Below are 20,525 nucleotides of genomic sequence, written 5' to 3' on the forward strand. Positions count from 1 at the left end.
CTCCCATCCTCGAAACAGCGGGTACCTGCAGCCGGCTGAATGTGCCGCCAGCGGTACCTTGTTATAGTGCAGGCAATAATGCAGAATCCCGATTAATCAATCAAATTATAAAATATGATTAATTAATCAATATATATGCATAATCTTTCCATCCGCCACCTGAGAGCCTTTATTGAGGTGGCCCACTGTGGCAGTTTTACCCGGGCAGCAGCGCAGCTGCATGTAACCCAGTCAGGCCTGACCGCGACCATCAAGCAACTGGAGCAGCAGGTAGGCCTGGTGCTGTTCGATCGCACCACGCGACGGGTCTACCTGAGTGATGCCGGACGGCGCTTTCGTCCGGTCGCTGAACGGCTGTTGTCCGATTTCGATACGGCTATTCACGACCTGCAGGCGATTGCCTCAGAACAACAGGGCAAGGTGGCCATCGCCGCCTCGCCATCGATGGTCAGCCGCCTGCTACCGCAGATCGTCAGTCAGTACCACCAGCGTCATCCCGGTGTGTCGCTCTATCTGCGTGACGACAGTGCCAGCATGATCGAACAGCTGGTACTGAATAACGAAGTTGATTTTGGTATTGCGGGCAACCATTCAGACCGTGCCGACCTGAGCTATCAGCCGTTGCTGAATGATCGCTTTGGCGTAGTATTACCGGAGAAACATGCGCTGCAGCATAACCCGGGCAACGGGCTCAACTGGAGTGATCTGAGGGGGCAGGTACTGGTCTACCTGTCGTCGGATACCGGTATCCGCAGTCAGCTGACACGGCTGGAAGAAGAGATCGCCTTCAGCATTACGTCCGCCAAACTTGAGGCATCCAGCCCGGCAGGCGTCGCGGCCCTGATTAAGGCGGGGCTGGGAATTTCGATACTGCCGGCGCTGGCGGCCAGCACCGACCCGTTCCAGCCGCTGACATTTATACCGCTGCAGCAACCGGTGATTCAGCGTCAGATCTATATCATCAGCCGCAAGGGACGTTCGCTGAGTCCGGCCGCGGGCAGTATGCTACAACTGACGCGCCAGTCACTGGCCGCCGCGGAACTGCCACCCTGGGTGACAGTTTGCGAACCGGCGGATGACGACGCAGCTACGGTCTGATGGGGTCAGACCAGGCGGATACCGTCGGCTTCGATCAGTATCTTACGTTCTTTGTACAATTTGCTCAGCGCCAGCTTGTAGGCCTTCTTACTGCAGTTGAACAGACGGTAAATTTCGTCCGGGCTGGCTTTATCATTTAACGGGGAGAAACCGTCATTCATTCGCAGGTCGGCCAGAATCTGATCCGGCAGCTCTGCGACCTTCTTCTTGTACCCCAGTGGACTAAGTACCAGATCGACCTTGCCATCCTCACGGACCTTTTTGATAAAGGCGTTCTTACGCATACCGACACGCAGCTGGCCAAAAACATCGGCATTATGGATCACGCCGTAATGGGCGTTATTGATCACCGCCTTGAAGCCCAGATCTGTGCGCTTGGTCAGCAGGATACTGACTTCCTGACCACTTTCGTAGTCCGGCACTGTCTTGTCGACAAAGCGGTCAATACGCGCGGTCGCTGCCAGGCGGTCGCTGTTATCCAGATAGACATACACGACGCAGTGACGACCGGCCTCGATATTCTGGTAGCGCTGCTCACTAAACGGCAGGAACAGGTCCTTTGGTAACCCCCAGTCGAGGAAAGCGCCGATATCGGTTTTCTCCTTCACCTTGAGGGACGCGAACTCGCCCACCATTACATAGGGTTTCTCTGTTGTCGCCACCAGGTAGTCTTCAGTGTCGTTATAGACAAACACCTCGACTTCATCACCCAGCTTACAGCCCGCAGGGACAAAACGCTTCGGCAGCAGAATACCACCCAGCTCACCGCCATCAAGGTAGACACCGAATCCCACTTCACGGATAACTTTCAGACGATTTAACTTGCCGATTTCTGCCACGTTTTTCTATTCCTGTTTACAACAATTAAGTGGCGCAACCATAGCAGATTAGCCCCCCAAAGCGTAGTGAAAGCCGGTCAGCAAAAACAAAAAAGCTCCGGCACAGGCCAGAGCTTTTCTATCATACAGGAGGGACCCCGGATCAGTACCGAAGCGCCCTACTCCCGCTTATTCCTCGTGGTTTGCAAGGAAGAACCAGGTATCCAGCACGGAATCCGGGTTCAGGGAGACACTGCTGATCCCCTTTTCCATCAGCCACTGTGCCAGGTCAGGATGATCAGAAGGTCCCTGACCACAGATACCGATGTATTTGTTCTGGGCCTTACAGGCATCGATTGCCATCTCCAGCAGGCGTTTTACTGCCTCGTTACGCTCGTCGAACAGGTGGGCGATAATACCGGAGTCACGGTCCAGCCCCAGTGTCAGCTGGGTCAGGTCATTGGAACCGATTGAGAAGCCGTCGAAGTATTCGAGGAACTGGTCGGCCAGAAGTGCGTTTGATGGGATCTCGCACATCATGATCACTTTCAGACCATTCTTACCACGCTGCAGGCCGTTGTCCGCCAGCATATCGACCACCTGTTTCGCCTCGCCGACCGTACGGACAAACGGCACCATAATCTCGACGTTGGTCAGGCGCATCTCGTCACGCACTTTCTTCAGCGCGCGGCACTCCAGCTCGAAACAGTCACGGAAGTGATCAGAGATATAGCGGGCCGCACCACGGAAACCCAGCATCGGGTTTTCTTCATGGGGCTCAAAGGTCTCACCGCCAATCAGATGGCCATATTCGTTGGACTTAAAGTCCGACATCCGCACGATGACTTTCTTCGGATAGAAAGCGGCCGCCAGAGTCGAAATACCTTCCACCAGGCGCTCGACATAGAAGTCGACCGGGCTGTCATAGCCGGCGATACGGCGTTCAATCGTCTTCTGCAGCTCACGATCCTGGTCATCAAAGTGGATCAGCGCCTTGGGATGGATACCGATCATACGGTTGATGATAAATTCCAGCCGCGCCAGTCCGACACCGGAGTTCGGCAATGCCTGAAAATCGAAGGCACGGTCAGGGTTGCCGACGTTCATCATAATATCGAACGGCAGTGTCGGCATGGTATCGACGTTATTGGTCTGGTGTTCGAAATCCAGCAGACCTTCATATACGTATCCGGTATCACCTTCTGCACAGGAGACGGTTACTTCCTGGCCGTGACGCAGAAGATCGGTTGCATCTCCGCAGCCAACGATCGCAGGTATACCCAGTTCACGGGCGATAATCGCCGCATGACAGGTACGACCGCCACGGTTGGTGATGATTGCCGAGGCTTTTTTCATCACCGGCTCCCAGTCCGGGTCTGTCATATCCGTCACCAGAACATCACCGGCTTCGACCAGATGCATCTCGTCCAGGCCGGACACCATTCTGACCGGGCCGGAGCCGATACGGTGACCAATTGAGCGTCCCTCAACCACCACATTACCGGTTTCTTTCAGGATATAGCGTTCGACAACGGTGTTCTTGCTGCGGCTTTTCACTGTCTCAGGACGCGCCTGAACAATGTAAAGGCCGCCATCATCACCGTCTTTGGCCCATTCGATATCCATCGGACGGCCATAATGTTCTTCGATGATCAACGCCAGACGTGCCAGCTCTTCCACATCCTCATCATTAATAGAGAAGCGGTTGCGTGCGTCCATCGGCACATTAATGGTCTCAACGGCTTTACCCGCACTACCGTCGTCGGTGTAAACCATTTTCAGCGCTTTACTGCCGAGATTACGGCGCAGAATAGCCGGAGCCCCCTGACGCAGCGTTGGCTTGTAGACATAGAATTCATCAGGGTTAACAGCACCCTGAACCACCGTCTCTCCCAGGCCATAGGCGGAAGTGATGAAAACAACGTGCTGGAAGCCTGACTCGGTATCCATGGTGAACATCACACCGGCCGCACCGGTCTCACTGCGCACCATGCGCTGAATACCGGCAGACAGAGCCACTTCACTGTGCTCGAAGCCATGGTGAACACGGTAGGAGATCGCACGATCGTTATAGAGAGAGGCAAACACCTCTTTGATCGCATGCTTGATATTGTCCAGGCCGCGGATATTGAGGAAGGTTTCCTGCTGGCCGGCAAAAGATGCGTCCGGGAGATCCTCAGCGGTGGCAGAGGAACGTACAGCTACAGAGATATCCTGACCATTCGGAGCCATCTCATCCCAGGCCTGGTCAATCGCGCTTTCCAGTTCGGGCTGGAAGGGTGCATCGATCATCCAGCCACGGATCTTCTTCCCTGATTCAGCCAGTGCAACCACGTTATCCGGGTCAAGTTGCGCCAGCTCGGCATTGATCTTCTCAGCCAGATCGTTGTAGCTAAGGAAGTCTCGAAATGCTTCGGCAGTGGTAGCAAAACCGTTGGGAACCTTAACTCCCACGCCGCTGAGCTGGCTGATCATCTCACCCAGTGAGGCATTCTTACCACCTACCTTTTCAACATCGCCCATGCCTGCCTGATCGAGGCGTAGTACGTATTCCTGCAAAGCGTTATCTCCTACTCCGGCATCCGGTCATTGTCAGAAAGACTGAGGCTCGTCGGATTTAACGCGGCACCGGCACGCGTCAAACACCTCAGGCAATCCTTATAGTGTTCAGATTGGCGATAATACTTGAGTTTCAGAAAAAAATCCTGACAAGCATCACCTCACCCACTGCATCTGGCTAAACTCATTCCGGCAGGCGTTACGCCCTCCGCTGGTGTAATATGCTGTTTTTGCCGCCACAGTCTCCATCAGATCTCTTATATTTCATGAAACGTACCGCTTATTTTATCTCCGACGGCACAGGCATCACAGCAGAAGCCCTCGGTAACAGTCTACTCGCCCAGTTCTCCGATATTAATTTCGACAAAGTCACCCTGCCCTATATCGACAGCGTGCAAAAAGCCCGCGAAACCGTCGATCAGATCAATCAGCGGGCTCTGAGCGAAGGGGCCAAGCCCCTGGTATTCGACACCATCGTGAATGAAGAGATACGGACGATACTGGCGGGATGCGAAGGACTGAAGATCGATGTGTTTTCGACCTTCCTCAAACCCATTGAAAATGAATTGGGTATCCAATCCTCGTTTTCTGTCGGCAAATCACACTCGATTGTCGAGATGGAACGTTACAAGGAACGTATCGATTCGGTTAACTTTGCACTCGATAATGACGATGGTGCCCGCACCCGGCTCTACGATCAGGCCGATATCATTCTGGTCGGCGTTTCACGCTGCGGCAAAACGCCGACCTGCCTCTACATGGCAATGCAGTTTGGTATTCGCGCCGCCAACTACCCACTGACGGAGGAAGACCTCGACAATCACGGTCTGCCTGAGTGCCTGAATAAGCACCGGGACAAGATCTACGGTCTGACGATCGATGCCTTCCAGCTAGCGGCAATCCGCCACGAACGCCGCCCGAACAGCCGCTATGCCTCACTGGATCAGTGCGATCAGGAAGTACGTCACGTCGAACGTATTTTCCGTCAGGAAAAGCTGCCGTTTATCAACACCACGACCTTCTCTATCGAGGAGATCTCGACCCGTATTCTGGCGGATAAGGGCCTGAAACGCAGGCTGGATTAGGTCCGGAGCGGATGTGAACGCACCCCGGATCAGAACCGGGGTACGTTGTTCGGGTCAAACTCGGCTACCTTGGTCGCAAAGCTCCAGACATAACCATCCGGATCTTTAACACTGCCCACGCGATCTCCCCAGAACATTGTTTCAGTCTGTGCAACCGACACGGCCCCGGCCTGGACTGCCCGCGCCAGCATCATGTCGACATTCTCGCAATAGACATAGAGTCCGATCGGCGACTGCTCATCACTACTGACCGGTGCCCGCTGCTGAGAGCCAAAAGTGCCCTCCGGGGCAAACATCGCAATCAGCGTTCCCATATAACGCACTTCACCATGGACCACCGTATTCGCTTCAGAACGAAGCACCAGCCCCTCCTCAAACCCGAAGGCACGCTGGTAAAATTCCAGGGCCGCGTCACCATCTCTCACCATCAGATAGGGCGTCAGCCAATTCGCATCGGCAGGCTTCCAGTTTACGTCTGACATAACAGTATTTCTCCTGGCCTTCTGAAAGGCGGTAGCATCCACCCGCGGCAGACATTATTTTTACGCTGAAAATGTGACAACCCTGACATACTTTCTATCCTCCAAGCATTTGCAAAAAATGCCTGCAAAGCTTTACAGCAGCAGGCCTCCCGCCTCAAAAACGCTGTTCTCTGTGCGTTTGCAGCATGAACAGGGGTGCTAAATCGGTGATTTTGAATGAAAATTAATCGCCGCGTTCAATTAGAGAAGCAATCGGGTCTTGTCTAGAATCTATAGTCGGTAACGGGCGTTATCGAAAGGACAAAAGAATAAAAACGAGCTACAAACTCGAGAACTGAGAGGACTGGTGCAAGATGCTAACTTATCAAGAGTGTCTGGATATGTGTGATCTGACTTCCGATGAAGTGGATGCCATTGCCGAACACGAACATATGGATTCAATGATCGCGCTGGCGTTAGGGCAGTATCTGATAAGCCACGATGGTGAACAAAAGGTCAAGAAAATCATCATTGATGATATCAATAAAGCACGCCGGGATGGCAATGCAGCGCACGAAGAGATGCTGAAACGAGTGCTGGAACATTTCATTGCCACCCACCCCGATCACGAAAACCATACCAGGGCCGCTTAAGGACTCTGATTATATGATATCGATTAAATCGACATTCAAAGTGCCGGGAATATCCCGGCACTTTACTGTCGGCATAGCAGCATAATTGGATCGCCCACAAAAAAGCCCGGTCAGAAACCGGGCAAAGACATAGCGGTGCAATTTCAGCGCATCACGAAGCCCAGGCAGTGCACCCGCCTGTAAATCAGCAATGGAGGTCACCGGCGACAGAAGGCCGGTGACTAAACCGGTTTAAAGCTTTTGTTCCAGTTCAGGAACAGCTTCAAACAGATCGGCAACCAGACCGTAGTCCGCCACCTGGAAAATCGGTGCTTCTTCATCCTTGTTGATAGCAACGATAATCTTTGAGTCTTTCATACCTGCAAGGTGCTGAATTGCACCGGAGATACCCACAGCGATATAAAGATCCGGCGCGACAATCTTACCGGTCTGGCCTACCTGCATATCGTTCGGTACAAAACCGGCATCGACTGCGGCTCGGGAAGCCCCTACTGCAGCCCCCAGTTTGTCGGCAACTTTTTCCAACATACCGAAGTTTTCGCCGTTACCCATGCCCCGTCCACCCGAAATAATCACGGATGCGGAGGTCAGCTCAGGACGGTCGGACTTGGCCAGCTCTTCGCCAACAAACGCAGAAGTCTCTGCATCGTGCTGAGAGCCTATAGTTTCTACCGCAGCGGCACCGCCTTCAGCAGCAACCGGATCAAATCCGGTCGTACGCACGGTGATCACCTTGACCGCATCCAGAGATTTCACGGTTGCCATAGCGTTACCCGCATAGATCGGGCGCACAAACGTATCCGCCGACTCTACAGCAGTGATATCGGAGATCTGAGCCACATCCAGCAGGGCAGCAACACGCGGCATAAAGTTCTTACCGGTTGTCGTCGCAGCAGACACCACGTGGCTATAGTCTTTACCCAGTTCGGTGACCAGACGGGACAGATTCTCCGCCAGCTGATGTTCGTAAGCTGAAGCATCGGCAAGCAGGACTTTTGCAACACCTGCAACTTTTGCCGCCTGATCAGCAACAGCCTGACAGTTGCTACCCGCCACCAGCAGATGCAGTTCGTCTCCCATCTGAGCTGCTGCAGCAACCGCATTCAGCGTAGCGCCCTTCAGCTCACTGTTATCGTGTTCCGCAATTACCAGAATAGCCATCAGATCACCTTCGCTTCGTTCTTCAGTTTTTCTACCAGCTCGTCGATGCTTGCCACTTTAATACCTGCCTGACGTTCAGCAGGTGGCGCCACTTTCAGCAACTGTGTATGTGCTTTCAGCTCGACACCCAGCTCTTCCGCTGTTTTTACTGCCAGTGGTTTGCGCTTGGCTTTCATGATATTCGGCAATGAAGCGTAGCGAGGCTCATTCAGACGCAGATCCGTAGTGACAATTGCCGGCAGATTCAGTGCAACGGTCTGCAGGCCACCATCAACCTCACGGGTAACCATCGCTTTTCCATCTTCCAGCTTCACTTCTGAAGCGAAAGTCCCCTGAGGCATATCGGTCAGTGCGGCGAGCATCTGACCTGTCTGGTTATTGTCAGTGTCAATCGCCTGCTTACCCAGAATAACCAGCTCAGGTTTTTCTTCGTCGATGACCTTGGCCAGCAACTTGGCGACGTTTAAGGACTCCGGCGACTCTTCTGTCTCGATATGAATGCCGCGATCAGCACCCAGCGCCAGCGCAGTACGAATCTGTTCCTGCACGGCTTTAGGACCAACGGATACAACCACTACCTCAGAGGCAGTCCCCGCTTCTTTCAGGCGTACAGCTTCTTCCACCGCAATTTCACAGAACGGATTGATTGCCATCTTGACGTTGGCAAGATCGACATCAGAGTTATCAGACTTAACACGTACTTTTACGTTGTAGTCGATCACTCGTTTAACTGTTACAAGAACCTTCATTGGCAAAGACCCTACGTTTTTATGAATTTTTGTTACTGGCTTAGCACCAACCAAGTAAGCGTTTTCCCTAATAATAACGAGTCAGAAAAAATAAGCAATAACCCTAACTAACGAACAGATTAGCGATTCGCAGTATTGCCAGATAAGGGTTTTCACCTATAATCGATCATCTCTGATACAGAGCCGCACCAGAAGTAGTCATAGCAACGCAGTCCTTTCACCAGGGCTGCACTGTCAGACGGCTCAACAATAACAGCGACATATAGACAAGAGCGCAGAAGCTGGGGGAACGGGCATGAATCGTGAGTCCATGGAATTTGATGTAGTTATCGTAGGTGCTGGCCCTGCCGGGCTGTCCGCCGCCTGCCGCCTGATGCAACAGGCGCAGGCCGCAGAGCAGGAACTAACCGTCTGCGTCGTGGAGAAAGGCTCCGAAGTCGGAGCACATATACTCTCCGGTGCTGTGATCGAACCACGTGCACTGGATGAGCTGTTCCCTGACTGGAAAGAGATGGGAGCGCCATTGAATACGGCGGTCACCGAAGATGAAATCTATCTGCTGAAAGACGACACTAAGGCGACAAAGCTGCCGAATGCACTGGTTCCAAAAACCATGCACAATCATGGCAACTACATAATCAGCCTGGGCAATCTTTGCCGCTGGCTGGCAGAACAGGCCGAAGAACTGGGTGTAGAAATTTTCCCGGGCTTTGCCGCTTCTGAAGTATTGTATAACGATGATGGCAGCGTTAAGGGCATTGCGACCGGTGACATGGGCGTCTCGGAAAAAGGCGAGCCGAAAGACAGCTACATGCCTGGCATGGAACTGCACGCTAAGTACACCCTGTTTACAGAAGGCTGTCGGGGCCACCTCGGCAAGCAACTGATGAATCAGTTTGAACTGGATAAGGACGCTGATGCGCAACACTATGGCATCGGTATTAAAGAGCTCTGGGATATAGATCCTGACAAGCACCAGCCTGGCCTGGTGCTGCACGGTTCAGGCTGGCCGCTGAGTGGCAACACCAGCGGGGGCTTCTTCCTTTACCACACTGATGACAATCAGGTGGTCGCCGGACTGATCATCGACCTGAACTACGATAATCCCTACGTCAGCCCATTCGACGAATTCCAGCGCCTTAAGCACCATCCGATAATGAAACAGTACCTGGAGGGCGGCAAGCGTGTCTCCTATGGTGCACGCGCGATTACCAAGGGCGGCTTCAATGCCCTGCCTAAGATGACCCTGCCAGGTGGCCTGTTGCTGGGCTGTGATGCCGGCACCCTGAACTTCTCCAAGATCAAAGGCACGCATACAGCGATGAAGTCAGGCATGCTGGCGGCCGAAGCCGTATTCGAAGCCATCGCGGCAGGAGACGAAGGTGGCAAGGAGCTGACCGCATTTACCGAAGCCTATAAAAGCTCATGGCTTTATGAGGAACTATATAGCAGCCGCAACTTCGGTCCGGCAATGCATAAGTTCGGCGCGATTCTCGGCGGTGCCTTCAACTACATCGACCAGAACTGGTTTGCAGGCAAACTGCCATTTACTCTGCATGACAACCATGCAGACTACGCCCAGCTTAAGCCGGCCAGCCAGTTCCAGCCCATTGAATATCCTAAACCGGACGGCACACTGAGTTTCGATAAGCTTTCCTCGGTGTTCCTGTCGAATACCAACCACGAAGAGGATCAACCCTGCCATCTGCAGTTAAGCGATAACCAGATTCCGCTGCGGGACAACCTGCCTACCTTTGCTGAGCCCTCTCAGCGCTTCTGTCCGGCCGGTGTGTATGAGGTGGTGGAAGACGAGGACGGTAAACGCTTCCAGATCAACAGTCAGAACTGTGTCCACTGCAAAACCTGCGACATCAAAGACCCGGCACAGAATATCACCTGGATTACACCTGAAGGCGGTGGTGGTCCAAACTACCCGAATATGTAAGATGCAGAAAACCAAAAGGGGTGCCGCTGGCACCCCTTTTTTACAGCTGATATCTGTGATTACTGGGTAATAGACGTGCTGTTACCGGAACCGTACTGAGAGATGCTGTAGCTGTTGTTGCTGCTGCCCGAGGTCTGGGTAATGCTGGCAACGTTATTGGAACCATTCTGATAGATGCTGGCATAGTGGTTATAGCCAGTTTGAGAGATTGTCGCCTTGTTGTTGTAACCGTAGCTCGTTACATAGGCACGGTGACTACTGCCATTCTGAGCGATATCAATATCGGCGCGGCTTGTACCGTAAGTGTAGGCACTAGCGTAGTTATAGCTACCGTTCTGAGTCAGCGCGATATCGTTGCTATACCCCTGCATATAGACCTCAGAGGTATTCCGATAACCAGCCTGATTGACCGCCAGCTGGTTGTAGCTACCGCTTATGTAGGTAGTTGCACGGTTGTAAGAGCCGTTCTGGGTATAAGACTGGTTGTTCGCATTGTTAGAGCTGTACATATAACGGTACTCACTCTGGTAAACGCTGTTACCCGTACCGTTCTGCTCTACAGACGCACTGTTGGCCGAACCACGCTGGTAAATAGAGGCGTTCTGGTAATTACCATCCTGCTCAATCGTTGCCGCGTTGCCGGAGCCGTTGTACTGGTAAACATTAGCACCGTTGCTGTCACCGCTCTGAGTGATAGTTACCTGGTTATATGAACCGTTAGACTGGTTTACATAGCCACTATTGCCGTTGCCTTCCTGCTCAACAGAGATCGTACTCTCAGTCTGGGAATACTGGGAAGTAGAGACATTGTTGCTGTTACCAATCTGACTAACTTCGACTTCCGCCTCAGTACTGCTGCCCTGAGTCGTGTATACGCCGTTACCATCGCCCAGCTGATTGATGGCAGTCAGGTTGTCGGTGCCATTGTACTGGTTGATACGCACCGTGTTGTAGTCACCTTCAGAACGGGCACTGGCTGTGCTGGACGTCTCACCGGACTGATAACCATAAGCGTTGTTACTATCGCCGACCTGAGTCAGGTTTATGGCGTTGGTTTCAGACGTACCTACCTGAGATACGCTGGAATAGTTGTTGTTACCAGACTGATATTGGTAGGCAGAGTTTGCTGTCGCCGTCGCAGCCTGATCGATAGCAATAGTGTTGCCACTACCGGACTGAGTCTGAGAACTGGAATTCTGTGCATGAGCAGCCATACCGGAACCAGCCAGCATAACCGCCGCAGCGATTGGAGTGAGCTTTTTCATTGCAGCTTCCTTACATCATTGCAGGTATTTTTGGTTTTTATAGGTGTTATCGAGTAGAAACAGCCTTATTCGAACCGCCTCTCGCGCCATAACAGTTAATTCACTTGATTCACGTGGGTACTGATACCGATGCCACGCTGAATGATCCGGCTGTTGAGGCCGGAACCTGTCTGGGTAATGGAGGCATTATTTGAAGCGCCAAACTGGCGGATCTCTGCGCGATTATTACTGCCACGCTGAGCTATTGCGGCCTGATGACTGGCGCCCTGCTGGGAAAGGGAGGCATCATTATCACTGCCATACTGACTGACAGTGGCAGACAGATCTGAGCCTGACTGAATGATTAAAGCGCGTTGCCCGCTTCCTGCCTGAATAAGAGCGACGACTGAGTTTTTACCACTTTGTCTGACTGCTGCCACATTCCCATTATGGGAGGCGTGAAGCAGATCTGCGGAAAATATCTCTTCCAGCTCATTCAGGGTGTCGAGGTCTTCTGCCACTGCTATCCTGAACGGATTCGCAACCCCTGAAAGCAGAATCAAACTAAAGATTAAAACAAGGTTACAACGCTTCATCTGTGAGAATTCCCCTTCGTAACTCCATCCCCTTTACCCCCATAAAGGCAACAGAGCGATACGAAACTACCAGCGTAATACTTATCGCAACCATAATGAACGATCGTTCATTCTATTATCATTCTTACATAGCTTAGTCAGACGCTGCAACGATTTTATATTTTCGTTCAATAATCAAAACGGAGGGACATCTCTGTGCATTGGGTATTTATTCAAATGCGCAGCCAGAGCTCGAAATAAACGTAATAGCGAGTCAGGGCTTAACTGCAGAACTGATTCGCTGCTGTTGATATGCCTGAATCACAGGCGAATTCAACTCATTCGGATCGGCAAGGGACCAGCTTTTCTTAATCACACCATCGACAATCAAGTGGGCGACCGCAGATTCAATAGCGGATAGGACACAAAGCTGCGCAGGGTCATTGGTGGTAATCCCCGCTTCCATCTCAAGCAGATGCTTGAACTCGATAAAGCGATAAACATCAGAGCGAATTTCACGGGAGAGGATCTTCTTACTGGTCAGCACACTATGTAATATCCTCCCGGTACGTATATCGATCGCCCTCAGGTTAACAGTGACCTCATCGACACGATATTTTTCAGAAGCACCAATACCGAAATATCGTGCTCCCGCACCACCCGTATGTATATTGGAGTCATAACCAACAATACCGCCTTCCAGCATAATATTAGCCGCAAGCAGTGATGGCAGTCCGGCACTGTTATTGACCGGCACATTATCCTTTTTCAAGGCGGCGCGAATGATTTTTCGCTCAGTAAGAATATTCTGCAGACCTTCACGCTCCAGCGGAATAAACCATCCTGAATCATTCAGAACGTTGACCAGCATCGCAGCTGCGCCCTGGGTCACCGCCGTGGAAAATGAACTGGACGGCGCCGGTTTGTACTGTCCGCTCTGATCGCGAAAACTATAGACGGCGGTGACAATTTTGCCGCGCGGAGCAGGCATATCGATCAGATCCTGATAGGTGCTCATCCGCCGGGTCAGGCGGGCATCGCTCTCCAGCGTCCCCAGGAATGCATCGCTCACATCACTCGGGCTGGAACAGCCGGAGAGCAGGCATACAACAATTAGCCCGGCACAGGAAAAAATAGCTTTGGTCACAGACATCGACTTCAAATTCGGCCTAATCTCGTTGAAAAAGAACATCCCATTAACACCGGCACAGTAACCGCTATTATTGAATCTCGATCGGTGATACGACGATCTCCGAGGTTTCTCCGGTCTGCCTGTCAGTAATATTCACCGTCAGTGAACCCAGAGTATCCTGCTCGACATCGATGAAAAAACTGTCAGTCACCAGTTGCCCGGAGCCACCATCTTCAATGTCATTAAGCAACTGATTCAGCAAACGGGATTCAAGCGAGTCGCTAAAGCGCTCCAGCGCCGTGCGTTGGTTTGCCAGGGCCTCTTCAACGTCGGGATCTTTAAAATCATTCTGCGCCTGGGCATTACTCAGCAGATAACTTCCATTGAGAGGATTGCCACCGAACGAGGGGTTGGTCGGGTTATACACCAGCTCGGCGGCCATTAGCGGACGACAAGACAAAGTCAACAAAACCAATACGGCCTTCGAGTAACTAAAACAGGTCAAAACTCATCCTTCTCCATATCAAAGGTATCAGCAAAAGCTGACTGTATTTTGTACTGCTGTACACGCTGATCAATTTGATCTGCCGCCTGCTCTGCCAGTGATTTAAGACTGTTCCGCCCCGGCTGAATAAATGATCGATAATATTCCCGGTGTTCCGACTCAACCCATATTAAGCTTCCCCAGCGGGCTGACGGACGTTCCATAACCGTCAGGTTATAATCTGCGTCCGGCAAATTAACGGCCCGATACTGCGCCAGATAGCGGCTGAATTCATGCCCTACGCCCGTGATGGTATAGTCGATCACAAAGCCTTGAATCTCTTCATCGAGTGTATCCGCCTGCACGGAGACTTCCGCCACGGCCACAGTCACTATTCCGCCCGACAGAAGTACCGAATAACAAAATAAAACCGGTCTGATAAACCGTCTCGCGATTAAATTCGGCAAATTCATTGCGTATGGACAGCTCTGGAAGGAGATTATATTAATTATTGAACGTTCATATTATTTCATATCCCGTTGCATTCTGTACATGACGGCACAATAAAAAACACCTTTCGGCAACATCTGGTTGTTTATCGACCATAAGAGCACTGCCAGCACAATAAGAACAGAATCTGCTACAGACTCAGGCATAGAGTCGGCTCACATGCTGGCCAGTAAGCACTGGAGTCGGCAAAGGCCATTACCCGGACAGCGCACTTCGAGCTGCGCGAAGCCAGTTGACGACAGTCAACTACTTCCTCCCGGAGTACTGCTAAAGTTCTGAATCGGCTGGCTTATAGACACAGCGGAATGCCCGCTCATGCACGCCCAGCCCCGATAGCCAGCGCCAACCTTCTGATCCGGTAGTTCAGACCATGGAAAAAAAACTCCGCCCTAATCCGGCAAAACGCAGCAATAAGCCTAATCAGGAGAGCAATCTGGTCTATCAGATTGAGGATAAGCTGTATGTCAATCTGACTGATCGCTGCACGCTCGCCTGCTCTTTCTGCCCGAAACATAACGGTTGTACTGAAGTGAAAGGCTATGAACTCTATCTTGCCCAACGCCCCCAGGTGGAAGAAATAATCAGACTTCTGGGAGATCCCAGCCGGTTTAGTGAAATCGTTTTCTGTGGATTTGGTGAACCGACATTACGGCTGCAGGATTTGCTGCAGATTGCGCGGTATGTGAAACAGAATGGTGGTAAAACAAGGTTGAATACCGACGGACTGGGTAATCGTGTACATAAGCGGGATATAACCTCAGAGCTGGCCAGCTGCATCGATGCCCTCTCAATCTCCCTGAATGCGCAGGATGAAGCGACCTATACCAGGCACTGCAAACCAAGCCTTACCAACTCTTATGCGTCGGTTCTGGACTTCATTGAAGCTGCGGCCTCTGTCATCGATGACGTGGCGGTGAGTGCCATTTCCGGACTGGAGGGCGTGGATATAGAAGCCTGCCGGAAATTGACCGAGGCACGGGGGGCCCGTTTCAAGCCCCGCTACCTGGATGTTGTCGGTTAGGAATCCTGCCTTGCCGCTTTTCGGATAACCCGGTTCGAGGTACGAAAACCAATAGCACCGGCGGTTCCGGTGTAAACGCGGATTTTGTTGGGCTGACCACTCTCATCCAGCCAGATCCGACCGATACCGGAGTGGCCCATCAGCTGGCGGCCGGCATCGCCAATCACCCCTCTGGGGGCGATCCACATCCGTCGGCGCTTGGTAAACCAGTTAAGGGGAGACCAGCGACCGTATAACGCCCGGTTGATACGATCCAGCCATTTTAGAAGGGTCGGAGGAAACTCGTTTTTCAGGCCACTGCAGGTAATCTGCCATATTCTTGGCCCGCCACGCCGGAACCGGATCATGACGTCGTAGACAAAGGAGTAATGCACATCGCCGGACAGAATGACAAAGTGACGGGGCGTTTTAGGGTGGCGGAATATATTCAGAATTACGTTGGCTGAGCCCGGATGTGCCATCCAGTTCTCGGCATCAACAGTGAGTGCTTTTCCGAAGAAGGTAAATATGCGCTGAATCGCCTCGATCAACTTAACGCCAAAGATAGGCGCCGGTGAGACCAGTAGCACACTCTCCTCTCCGATCAGCTCCTGCTGGGCTTCAGACAATGCTTCCCAATCCATCAGTCCGGATGGTCGCGCAGAGCTTGACTCTGAACGCCAGCGCCGGGTGCGGGTATCCAGCACCACCAGTTTAGGCACGGTGGGTACCGTGTACTGCCAACCCTGATGTTCCAGCAGACAATCGATCAGATTGTCCTGTACTTTGCCATCCAGCTGCGAAAAGAATGTCCTGGTAGCCGGGAGAATTTGTTCTGAAAATGCCTCAGGATCATTACCCCAGCCCTGAAACATCCAGTAACCAGCCAGTGCGTTGCCGATAATCCTGCGCGAAAAAGGATGTCCGTAAGCGGCTTCCTCCCACCCCCGGGTCAGGTTCCAGTCATCGGTGACATCATGATCATCAAAAATCATATAAACCGGCAGGTGCGCCATTAATCTCTGGACCTGGTGCAATCCTTCCGAAAATTTCTTAATGTGCACCAGCTCTTCGTCGTAGCGTGCAGCGAACTGCGGAGCAATTTTTGCACCCTGCAGCTCCAGCTGCTGCCACAATCCCGGCGACCAGACCAACAGGTACATAGCCATCACTTCACTCAGGGTGATCAGGTGGTTATGGGCTCCGTCGGCAGTAAATATCGGCTTACGCGCGCCGCCGAAAACCTGCTCCCACATTGCCTCATCCGAACGCGTGCTGGGCAGCAGGTGTTCACGCTGGTAGAAACAAAACTCGCTGCTATAGAGTTCTTCTGAGCCACTCAGACCGGTACCGGCAATCTTTTCATCAGGCAGGCCAAGCAACTCTATCACCTGATGAATAATATGGAGCATTGGTCCGGCCACATCATCGGCGTAAATCTGATCCCCCGACATCACCAGCATAGCAGGCCCCTTCTCGCCTTTGCGCAGGACCTCCTGCATTAAACTATCAGCGGTAACAAGGCTGTCTTCAGAGGGGTAATGGGGTTTTCGACAGGAACCATGCAACAGATTGCCAACCCGGCTATGAACAGTGAATGCCGGACTTTTCGCCGATTCATATAAGAGATGAGGCAGCAGAGTTGCGAGCGTCTGTGTCTGCCCCCGGGCGTCTTTCAGCTGAAGATCATAACTAATCGCCTGATCCTGCGGAAAAGGCTGACCGGGTACAATATCGATCAGGTTAATCCAGAGCCGCTTGCCAGCCTGCACGGATTCCATGCAGTCACTGTCCAACGAGTAGCTCTCTTCAAACTGTCCCTGATCAGCCTGAAGCTGCAGTCGCCCCTCGGGAAGGACGGCCGTCGCCAGCCAGAGCACCAACCTTGTATCGGTAAGCCGCCTGACTATCGGTCCGGCAATAATCAGGGGTACATCCATATCACTCTGTGCCTTCACTCTGACTCCTTAACATTCAGTCTCTTTCGGCCCCGGGCTAAACTTTAGCGCCTACAGGCCGATAGAGTCTATTCAGGACACGCTGACCCGTTCCTGAATCCATTATCCAACATCGACGCCGCTGAACGATAGCAGGCATCGCCCTGATATGTAGCAAGCAGGGCAGTAAAACGAAGGGATTAACGCCATGAGCATCGAACAACTCGGCCTGAATCAGCCCAATGCACCAGTCAAAGCAGCAGTGACTGCTGAAAAGAATGAGCCAATGAGCGAAGCGCCGACAACAAAGGATATGAAAGCGGCTCAGAACAAGGCGATTCTCGATGCTTCTCTTAATGTCAGTATCTCCAGTGGTAATGACTCCCTATCACTGGTTTTCAAAGCCGCTATTGAGAAAGTGAATGAGTTGCTTGAGCCGGAGTTCGGAGAAAGGGCCATAGAGAGCAGTCATGAAGAGGGGCTGGATGTTTCTCCTGAAGCCACGGCCGACCGCATCGTTTCACTGACAACCGGGCTGTTTAGCAGCTACCAGGAAGCGAATCCTGAGCTTCAGGGCGAAGACCTGATCAACCGGTTTGTCGATGTAATTGGCGGCGGCATTGCCCAGGGCTTTGGCGAAGCAAGGGAAATACTCGACGGCCTCAATGTACTTGAGGGCGATATAGCCAGTAATATCGACAAAACCTACGCGCTGGTTGAAGAAGGCCTGCAGCAATTCAAAGATGATTTCCTGAATAGCAATGCATCCCCATCTGCGTCATCCGAGGTAACAAACGACGAAACGCCCCTCAGTCCGGTTGAATAGTGATGATCACTAGCTACATATATAGCCCGACCCTCAGGAAAATCCGCCGTTAGCAAGATACTGCCGGGCCCGAAGGTGTAAACAGCCTTCGGACCCGGAACCCATCCCCTATCACACTCTCCTGACACTACCTCCGCCCCGCTCACGGGTATGAACTTTTTACATCTCATCAGAGATCCGGCCATATACCTGCAGGCCCTCTGCTTTGTCGCCACGCATTTCCCAATTGGCAGTTTTTCTACCAGACTTAATAATCAGAGCAGATGCGGTACCCCTTTCCAGCTGCCATGACGAACTGCAAGTACGCACAGTAAAAGGGAGAACTCTATGAAGCAGCCACTATGGATCCCTGACAGCCAGCAGCGTCGACAATCCAATCTGCAGGCTTTTATGGCTGCCGCATCTTCCTGCCATTCACTGGAGCTGGATAGCTACGAAACGCTCTATGCCTGGTCTGTAGCCCATACTGAGGCGTTCTGGGATCAGCTCTGGCAATTCAGCGGCTTAGTCGCCAGCAGTAAAGGCACGACCGTTTTGCAACATCCACAACGGATGCCGGGAGCACAGTGGTACCCTGATGCACGCCTCAACTTTGCTGAAAACCTGCTGCGTTTCCGGGATCACAGAGCTGCGTTGATATTCCGTAATGAAGACGGCGCACGCAGCTGTATAAGCTATGCCAATCTCTATCAGCAGGTCGCCCGGCTGGCTGCTGCATTTCGCTGCAACGGAATCAGGCCTGGTGACAGAATTGCCGGATTTATGCCCAATATACCGGCCACCGTGACAGCCATGCTTGCAGCAACTTCTGTCGGCGCGATCTGGACCTCCTGCTCACCTGATTTCGGTATTCATGGTGTTATCGATCGGTTCGGCCAGACTGAACCGCGTATTCTGATTACAGCGGACGGCTACCACTACAACGGCTCAGCCATCGACAGCCTGACTCGGGTTAAGGAGATCAGCTGGCAATTGGAATCGCTCGAGACAATTGTTGTTGTGCCATACCTGAACGATCAGCCGGATATCTCCGCTCTGCCCGACGCGATTCTGCTGCAGGAATACGAAGACAAAAGCGCTAAGGAGATCATATTCGAACAACTTCCCTTCGATCACCCGCTATACATCCTCTACTCCTCCGGTACGACCGGCGTACCCAAGTGCATTCTCCATTCTGCAGGCGGAACCCTGTTACAACACCTGAAGGAACATCTGTTGCATACCGACCTGAAACGCGAGGACGTGCTGTTCTATTACACTACCTGCGGCTGGATGATGTGGAACTGGCTGGTCAGCGGCTTAGCTACCGGCGCCACGCTGCTGCTGTTTGACGGCTCCCCCTTCGCCCCTGCGCCGGAGATACTCTGGGATATAGCCGATGAGGAAGATATCTCGGTTTTCGGCACCAGTGCCAAATACCTTGCGGCGCTGGAAAAATCCGGGGTGCGCCCCGCCAGAAGCCATCGCCTCAGCGCACTTCGGGCACTGCTTTCTACCGGCTCGCCCCTGGCACACGAGGGGTTTCACTATTGTTATCGGGAGATCAAGCAAAACATGCAGCTCGCTTCCATTTCCGGCGGCACCGATATCATCTCCTGTTTCGCGTTAGGTTGCCCGATACGGCCGGTTTATGCCGGGCAACTGCAGTGCAGAGGACTGGGCATGGCGGTCGATATTTTTGATCCACAGGGCCGGTCAATACGGGGCGAAAAAGGCGAGCTGGTTTGCACCCGGCCCTTCCCCTCCATGCCGATCGGGTTCTGGAACGACCCTGAAGACAAAAAATACCAGACTGCCTATTTCAGCCAGTTCAAGGGCGTCTGGGCTCATGGAGACTATGGCGAAATCACTGCCGAAGACGGCCTGATCATTCACGGCCGCTCTGATGCAGTGCTTAACCCGGGCGGGGTACGTATAGGTACCGCGGAGATCTATCGTCAGGTGGATAAAGTCGATGCAGTGCTCGAAAGCATCTGCATCGCACAACCCTGGCAGGATGATGTAAGAATCGTTCTGTTTGTGCGCCTGAAGTCCGACCTCAGCCTCAGCGAAGCGCTGATCACCGAAATCCGTCAGACCATCAGGCAACATACCACGGCACGGCACGTGCCAGCCAAAGTGATCCAGGTAAGCGACATCCCCCGCACCCGCAGTGGCAAAATCGTCGAACTGGCAGTACGCAAAGTCGTATTGGGTGAGCCTGTAACCAATAAAGATGCACTGGCAAATCCTGAGTCACTCGAACAATTCCGGGATCTGGAAGAACTCAAAACATAGGCATTTACTTT

The 20,525-nt window shown here is 52.5% G+C and carries 18 protein-coding genes; 7 read left to right on the top strand and 11 right to left on the bottom strand.

The genetic code is table 11. From position 1 onward, the window contains the following. Window positions 1-135 precede the first annotated feature (135 nt). Window positions 136-1,098, top strand: a complete 963-nt coding sequence (locus Q354_RS26560; protein ID WP_036230795.1) for a LysR family transcriptional regulator — start codon at window positions 136-138, stop codon at window positions 1,096-1,098. Between the two features lie 5 nt (window positions 1,099-1,103). Here the strand turns inward: Q354_RS26560 and Q354_RS0119420 are convergent, their stop codons facing one another. Together Q354_RS0119420 and ppsA are read right to left on the bottom strand one after the other, a co-directional pair. After that, window positions 1,104-1,937 carry a CvfB family protein gene (locus Q354_RS0119420; RefSeq protein WP_027859057.1) on the bottom strand — a complete coding sequence of 278 codons (834 nt, stop codon included), beginning with the start codon at window positions 1,935-1,937 and terminating at the stop codon, window positions 1,104-1,106. Window positions 1,938-2,105: 168 nt separating this feature from the next. Continuing rightward, on the bottom strand, window positions 2,106-4,475 hold the full coding sequence (gene ppsA, locus Q354_RS0119425) for a phosphoenolpyruvate synthase (RefSeq protein WP_027859058.1): 2,370 nt from the start codon (window positions 4,473-4,475) through the stop codon (window positions 2,106-2,108). A 266-nt stretch (window positions 4,476-4,741) separates the two neighbouring features. Between ppsA and ppsR the strand changes: the two genes are divergently transcribed. Further along, window positions 4,742-5,560: a posphoenolpyruvate synthetase regulatory kinase/phosphorylase PpsR gene (ppsR, locus tag Q354_RS0119430; protein ID WP_027859059.1), complete on the top strand. Its 819-nt coding sequence runs from the start codon at window positions 4,742-4,744 to the stop codon at window positions 5,558-5,560. Window positions 5,561-5,589: 29 nt separating this feature from the next. Here the strand turns inward: ppsR and Q354_RS0119435 are convergent, their stop codons facing one another. Next, a complete protein-coding gene (locus tag Q354_RS0119435) occupies window positions 5,590-6,042 on the bottom strand; it encodes a VOC family protein (protein WP_027859060.1) in 453 nt (150 codons plus the stop codon). 353 nt (window positions 6,043-6,395) lie between these two features. Here Q354_RS0119435 and Q354_RS0119440 point away from each other — a divergent pair, with 353 nt between their 5' ends. Continuing rightward, window positions 6,396-6,674, top strand: a complete 279-nt coding sequence (locus tag Q354_RS0119440) for a hypothetical protein (RefSeq protein ID WP_027859061.1) — start codon at window positions 6,396-6,398, stop codon at window positions 6,672-6,674. A 231-nt stretch (window positions 6,675-6,905) separates the two neighbouring features. On the opposite strand, the gene Q354_RS0119445 is transcribed toward Q354_RS0119440, so the two are convergent. Then, complete coding sequence (locus Q354_RS0119445; RefSeq protein WP_027859062.1) at window positions 6,906-7,835, bottom strand: electron transfer flavoprotein subunit alpha/FixB family protein; 930 nt, start codon at window positions 7,833-7,835, stop codon at window positions 6,906-6,908. Next, window positions 7,835-8,584 carry an electron transfer flavoprotein subunit beta/FixA family protein gene (locus tag Q354_RS0119450; RefSeq protein ID WP_027859063.1) on the bottom strand — a complete coding sequence of 250 codons (750 nt, stop codon included), beginning with the start codon at window positions 8,582-8,584 and terminating at the stop codon, window positions 7,835-7,837. Before Q354_RS0119450 ends, Q354_RS0119445 begins: the two co-directional genes overlap by 1 nt. Window positions 8,585-8,879: 295 nt before the next feature. Here Q354_RS0119450 and Q354_RS0119455 point away from each other — a divergent pair, with 295 nt between their 5' ends. Continuing rightward, a complete protein-coding gene (locus Q354_RS0119455; protein ID WP_027859064.1) occupies window positions 8,880-10,529 on the top strand; it encodes an electron transfer flavoprotein-ubiquinone oxidoreductase in 1,650 nt (549 codons plus the stop codon). A gap of 59 nt (window positions 10,530-10,588) precedes the next feature. Here Q354_RS0119455 and Q354_RS0119460 read toward each other — a convergent pair whose 3' ends face one another. The 5 genes from Q354_RS0119460 to Q354_RS0119480 all read right to left on the bottom strand — a co-directional run bounded on the left by Q354_RS0119460 (window position 10,589) and on the right by Q354_RS0119480 (window position 14,350). Then, window positions 10,589-11,794: a hypothetical protein gene (locus Q354_RS0119460; protein ID WP_027859065.1), complete on the bottom strand. Its 1,206-nt coding sequence runs from the start codon at window positions 11,792-11,794 to the stop codon at window positions 10,589-10,591. Between the two features lie 95 nt (window positions 11,795-11,889). Then, entirely contained in the window at window positions 11,890-12,294 is a 405-nt protein-coding gene (locus Q354_RS26565; protein WP_051560385.1) for a hypothetical protein, read from the bottom strand. 328 nt (window positions 12,295-12,622) lie between these two features. Further along, window positions 12,623-13,501, bottom strand: a complete 879-nt coding sequence (locus Q354_RS0119470; protein WP_051560386.1) for a CsgG/HfaB family protein — start codon at window positions 13,499-13,501, stop codon at window positions 12,623-12,625. Between the two features lie 67 nt (window positions 13,502-13,568). Further along, a complete protein-coding gene (locus tag Q354_RS0119475) occupies window positions 13,569-13,949 on the bottom strand; it encodes a curli assembly protein CsgF (RefSeq protein WP_027859067.1) in 381 nt (126 codons plus the stop codon). A 32-nt stretch (window positions 13,950-13,981) separates the two neighbouring features. Then, window positions 13,982-14,350: a curli production assembly/transport protein CsgE gene (locus Q354_RS0119480; RefSeq protein WP_211252298.1), complete on the bottom strand. Its 369-nt coding sequence runs from the start codon at window positions 14,348-14,350 to the stop codon at window positions 13,982-13,984. A 494-nt stretch (window positions 14,351-14,844) separates the two neighbouring features. Between Q354_RS0119480 and Q354_RS0119485 the strand changes: the two genes are divergently transcribed. Further along, complete coding sequence (locus Q354_RS0119485; RefSeq protein ID WP_051560388.1) at window positions 14,845-15,495, top strand: TatD family nuclease-associated radical SAM protein; 651 nt, start codon at window positions 14,845-14,847, stop codon at window positions 15,493-15,495. On the opposite strand, the gene Q354_RS26570 is transcribed toward Q354_RS0119485, so the two are convergent. Beyond that, entirely contained in the window at window positions 15,492-17,432 is a 1,941-nt protein-coding gene (locus Q354_RS26570; protein ID WP_322786156.1) for an alkaline phosphatase D family protein, read from the bottom strand. The two genes, Q354_RS0119485 and Q354_RS26570, sit on opposite strands and share 4 nt — an antisense overlap. A gap of 187 nt (window positions 17,433-17,619) precedes the next feature. Between Q354_RS26570 and Q354_RS26575 the strand changes: the two genes are divergently transcribed. Beyond that, on the top strand, window positions 17,620-18,237 hold the full coding sequence (locus Q354_RS26575; RefSeq protein ID WP_051560390.1) for a DUF5610 domain-containing protein: 618 nt from the start codon (window positions 17,620-17,622) through the stop codon (window positions 18,235-18,237). A gap of 327 nt (window positions 18,238-18,564) precedes the next feature. Then, window positions 18,565-20,514 carry an acetoacetate--CoA ligase gene (locus Q354_RS0119500; protein ID WP_027859070.1) on the top strand — a complete coding sequence of 650 codons (1,950 nt, stop codon included), beginning with the start codon at window positions 18,565-18,567 and terminating at the stop codon, window positions 20,512-20,514. The last annotated feature ends 11 nt before the right edge of the window (window positions 20,515-20,525 follow it).

The sequence above is a fragment of the Marinobacterium jannaschii DSM 6295 genome (genome assembly GCF_000620085.1).
Classification (GTDB): Bacteria; Pseudomonadota; Gammaproteobacteria; order Pseudomonadales; family Balneatricaceae; genus Pontibacterium; species Pontibacterium jannaschii.

Excerpts from the sequence above, each read along its gene's own strand:
- Q354_RS26560 (WP_036230795.1), top strand. The coding sequence starts at position 136 with ATGCATAATCTTTCCATCCGCCACCTGAGAGCCTTTATTGAGGTGGCC.
- ppsR (WP_027859059.1), top strand. The coding sequence starts at position 4,742 with ATGAAACGTACCGCTTATTTTATCTCCGACGGCACAGGCATCACAGCA.
- Q354_RS0119435 (WP_027859060.1), bottom strand. The coding sequence starts at position 6,042 with ATGTCAGACGTAAACTGGAAGCCTGCCGATGCGAATTGGCTGACGCCC.
- Q354_RS0119440 (WP_027859061.1), top strand. The coding sequence starts at position 6,396 with ATGCTAACTTATCAAGAGTGTCTGGATATGTGTGATCTGACTTCCGAT.
- Q354_RS0119445 (WP_027859062.1), bottom strand. The coding sequence starts at position 7,835 with ATGGCTATTCTGGTAATTGCGGAACACGATAACAGTGAGCTGAAGGGC.
- Q354_RS0119450 (WP_027859063.1), bottom strand. The coding sequence starts at position 8,584 with ATGAAGGTTCTTGTAACAGTTAAACGAGTGATCGACTACAACGTAAAA.
- Q354_RS0119455 (WP_027859064.1), top strand. The coding sequence starts at position 8,880 with ATGAATCGTGAGTCCATGGAATTTGATGTAGTTATCGTAGGTGCTGGC.
- Q354_RS0119460 (WP_027859065.1), bottom strand. The coding sequence starts at position 11,794 with ATGAAAAAGCTCACTCCAATCGCTGCGGCGGTTATGCTGGCTGGTTCC.
- Q354_RS0119470 (WP_051560386.1), bottom strand. The coding sequence starts at position 13,501 with ATGTCTGTGACCAAAGCTATTTTTTCCTGTGCCGGGCTAATTGTTGTA.
- Q354_RS0119485 (WP_051560388.1), top strand. The coding sequence starts at position 14,845 with ATGGAAAAAAAACTCCGCCCTAATCCGGCAAAACGCAGCAATAAGCCT.
- Q354_RS26575 (WP_051560390.1), top strand. The coding sequence starts at position 17,620 with ATGAGCATCGAACAACTCGGCCTGAATCAGCCCAATGCACCAGTCAAA.
- Q354_RS0119500 (WP_027859070.1), top strand. The coding sequence starts at position 18,565 with ATGAAGCAGCCACTATGGATCCCTGACAGCCAGCAGCGTCGACAATCC.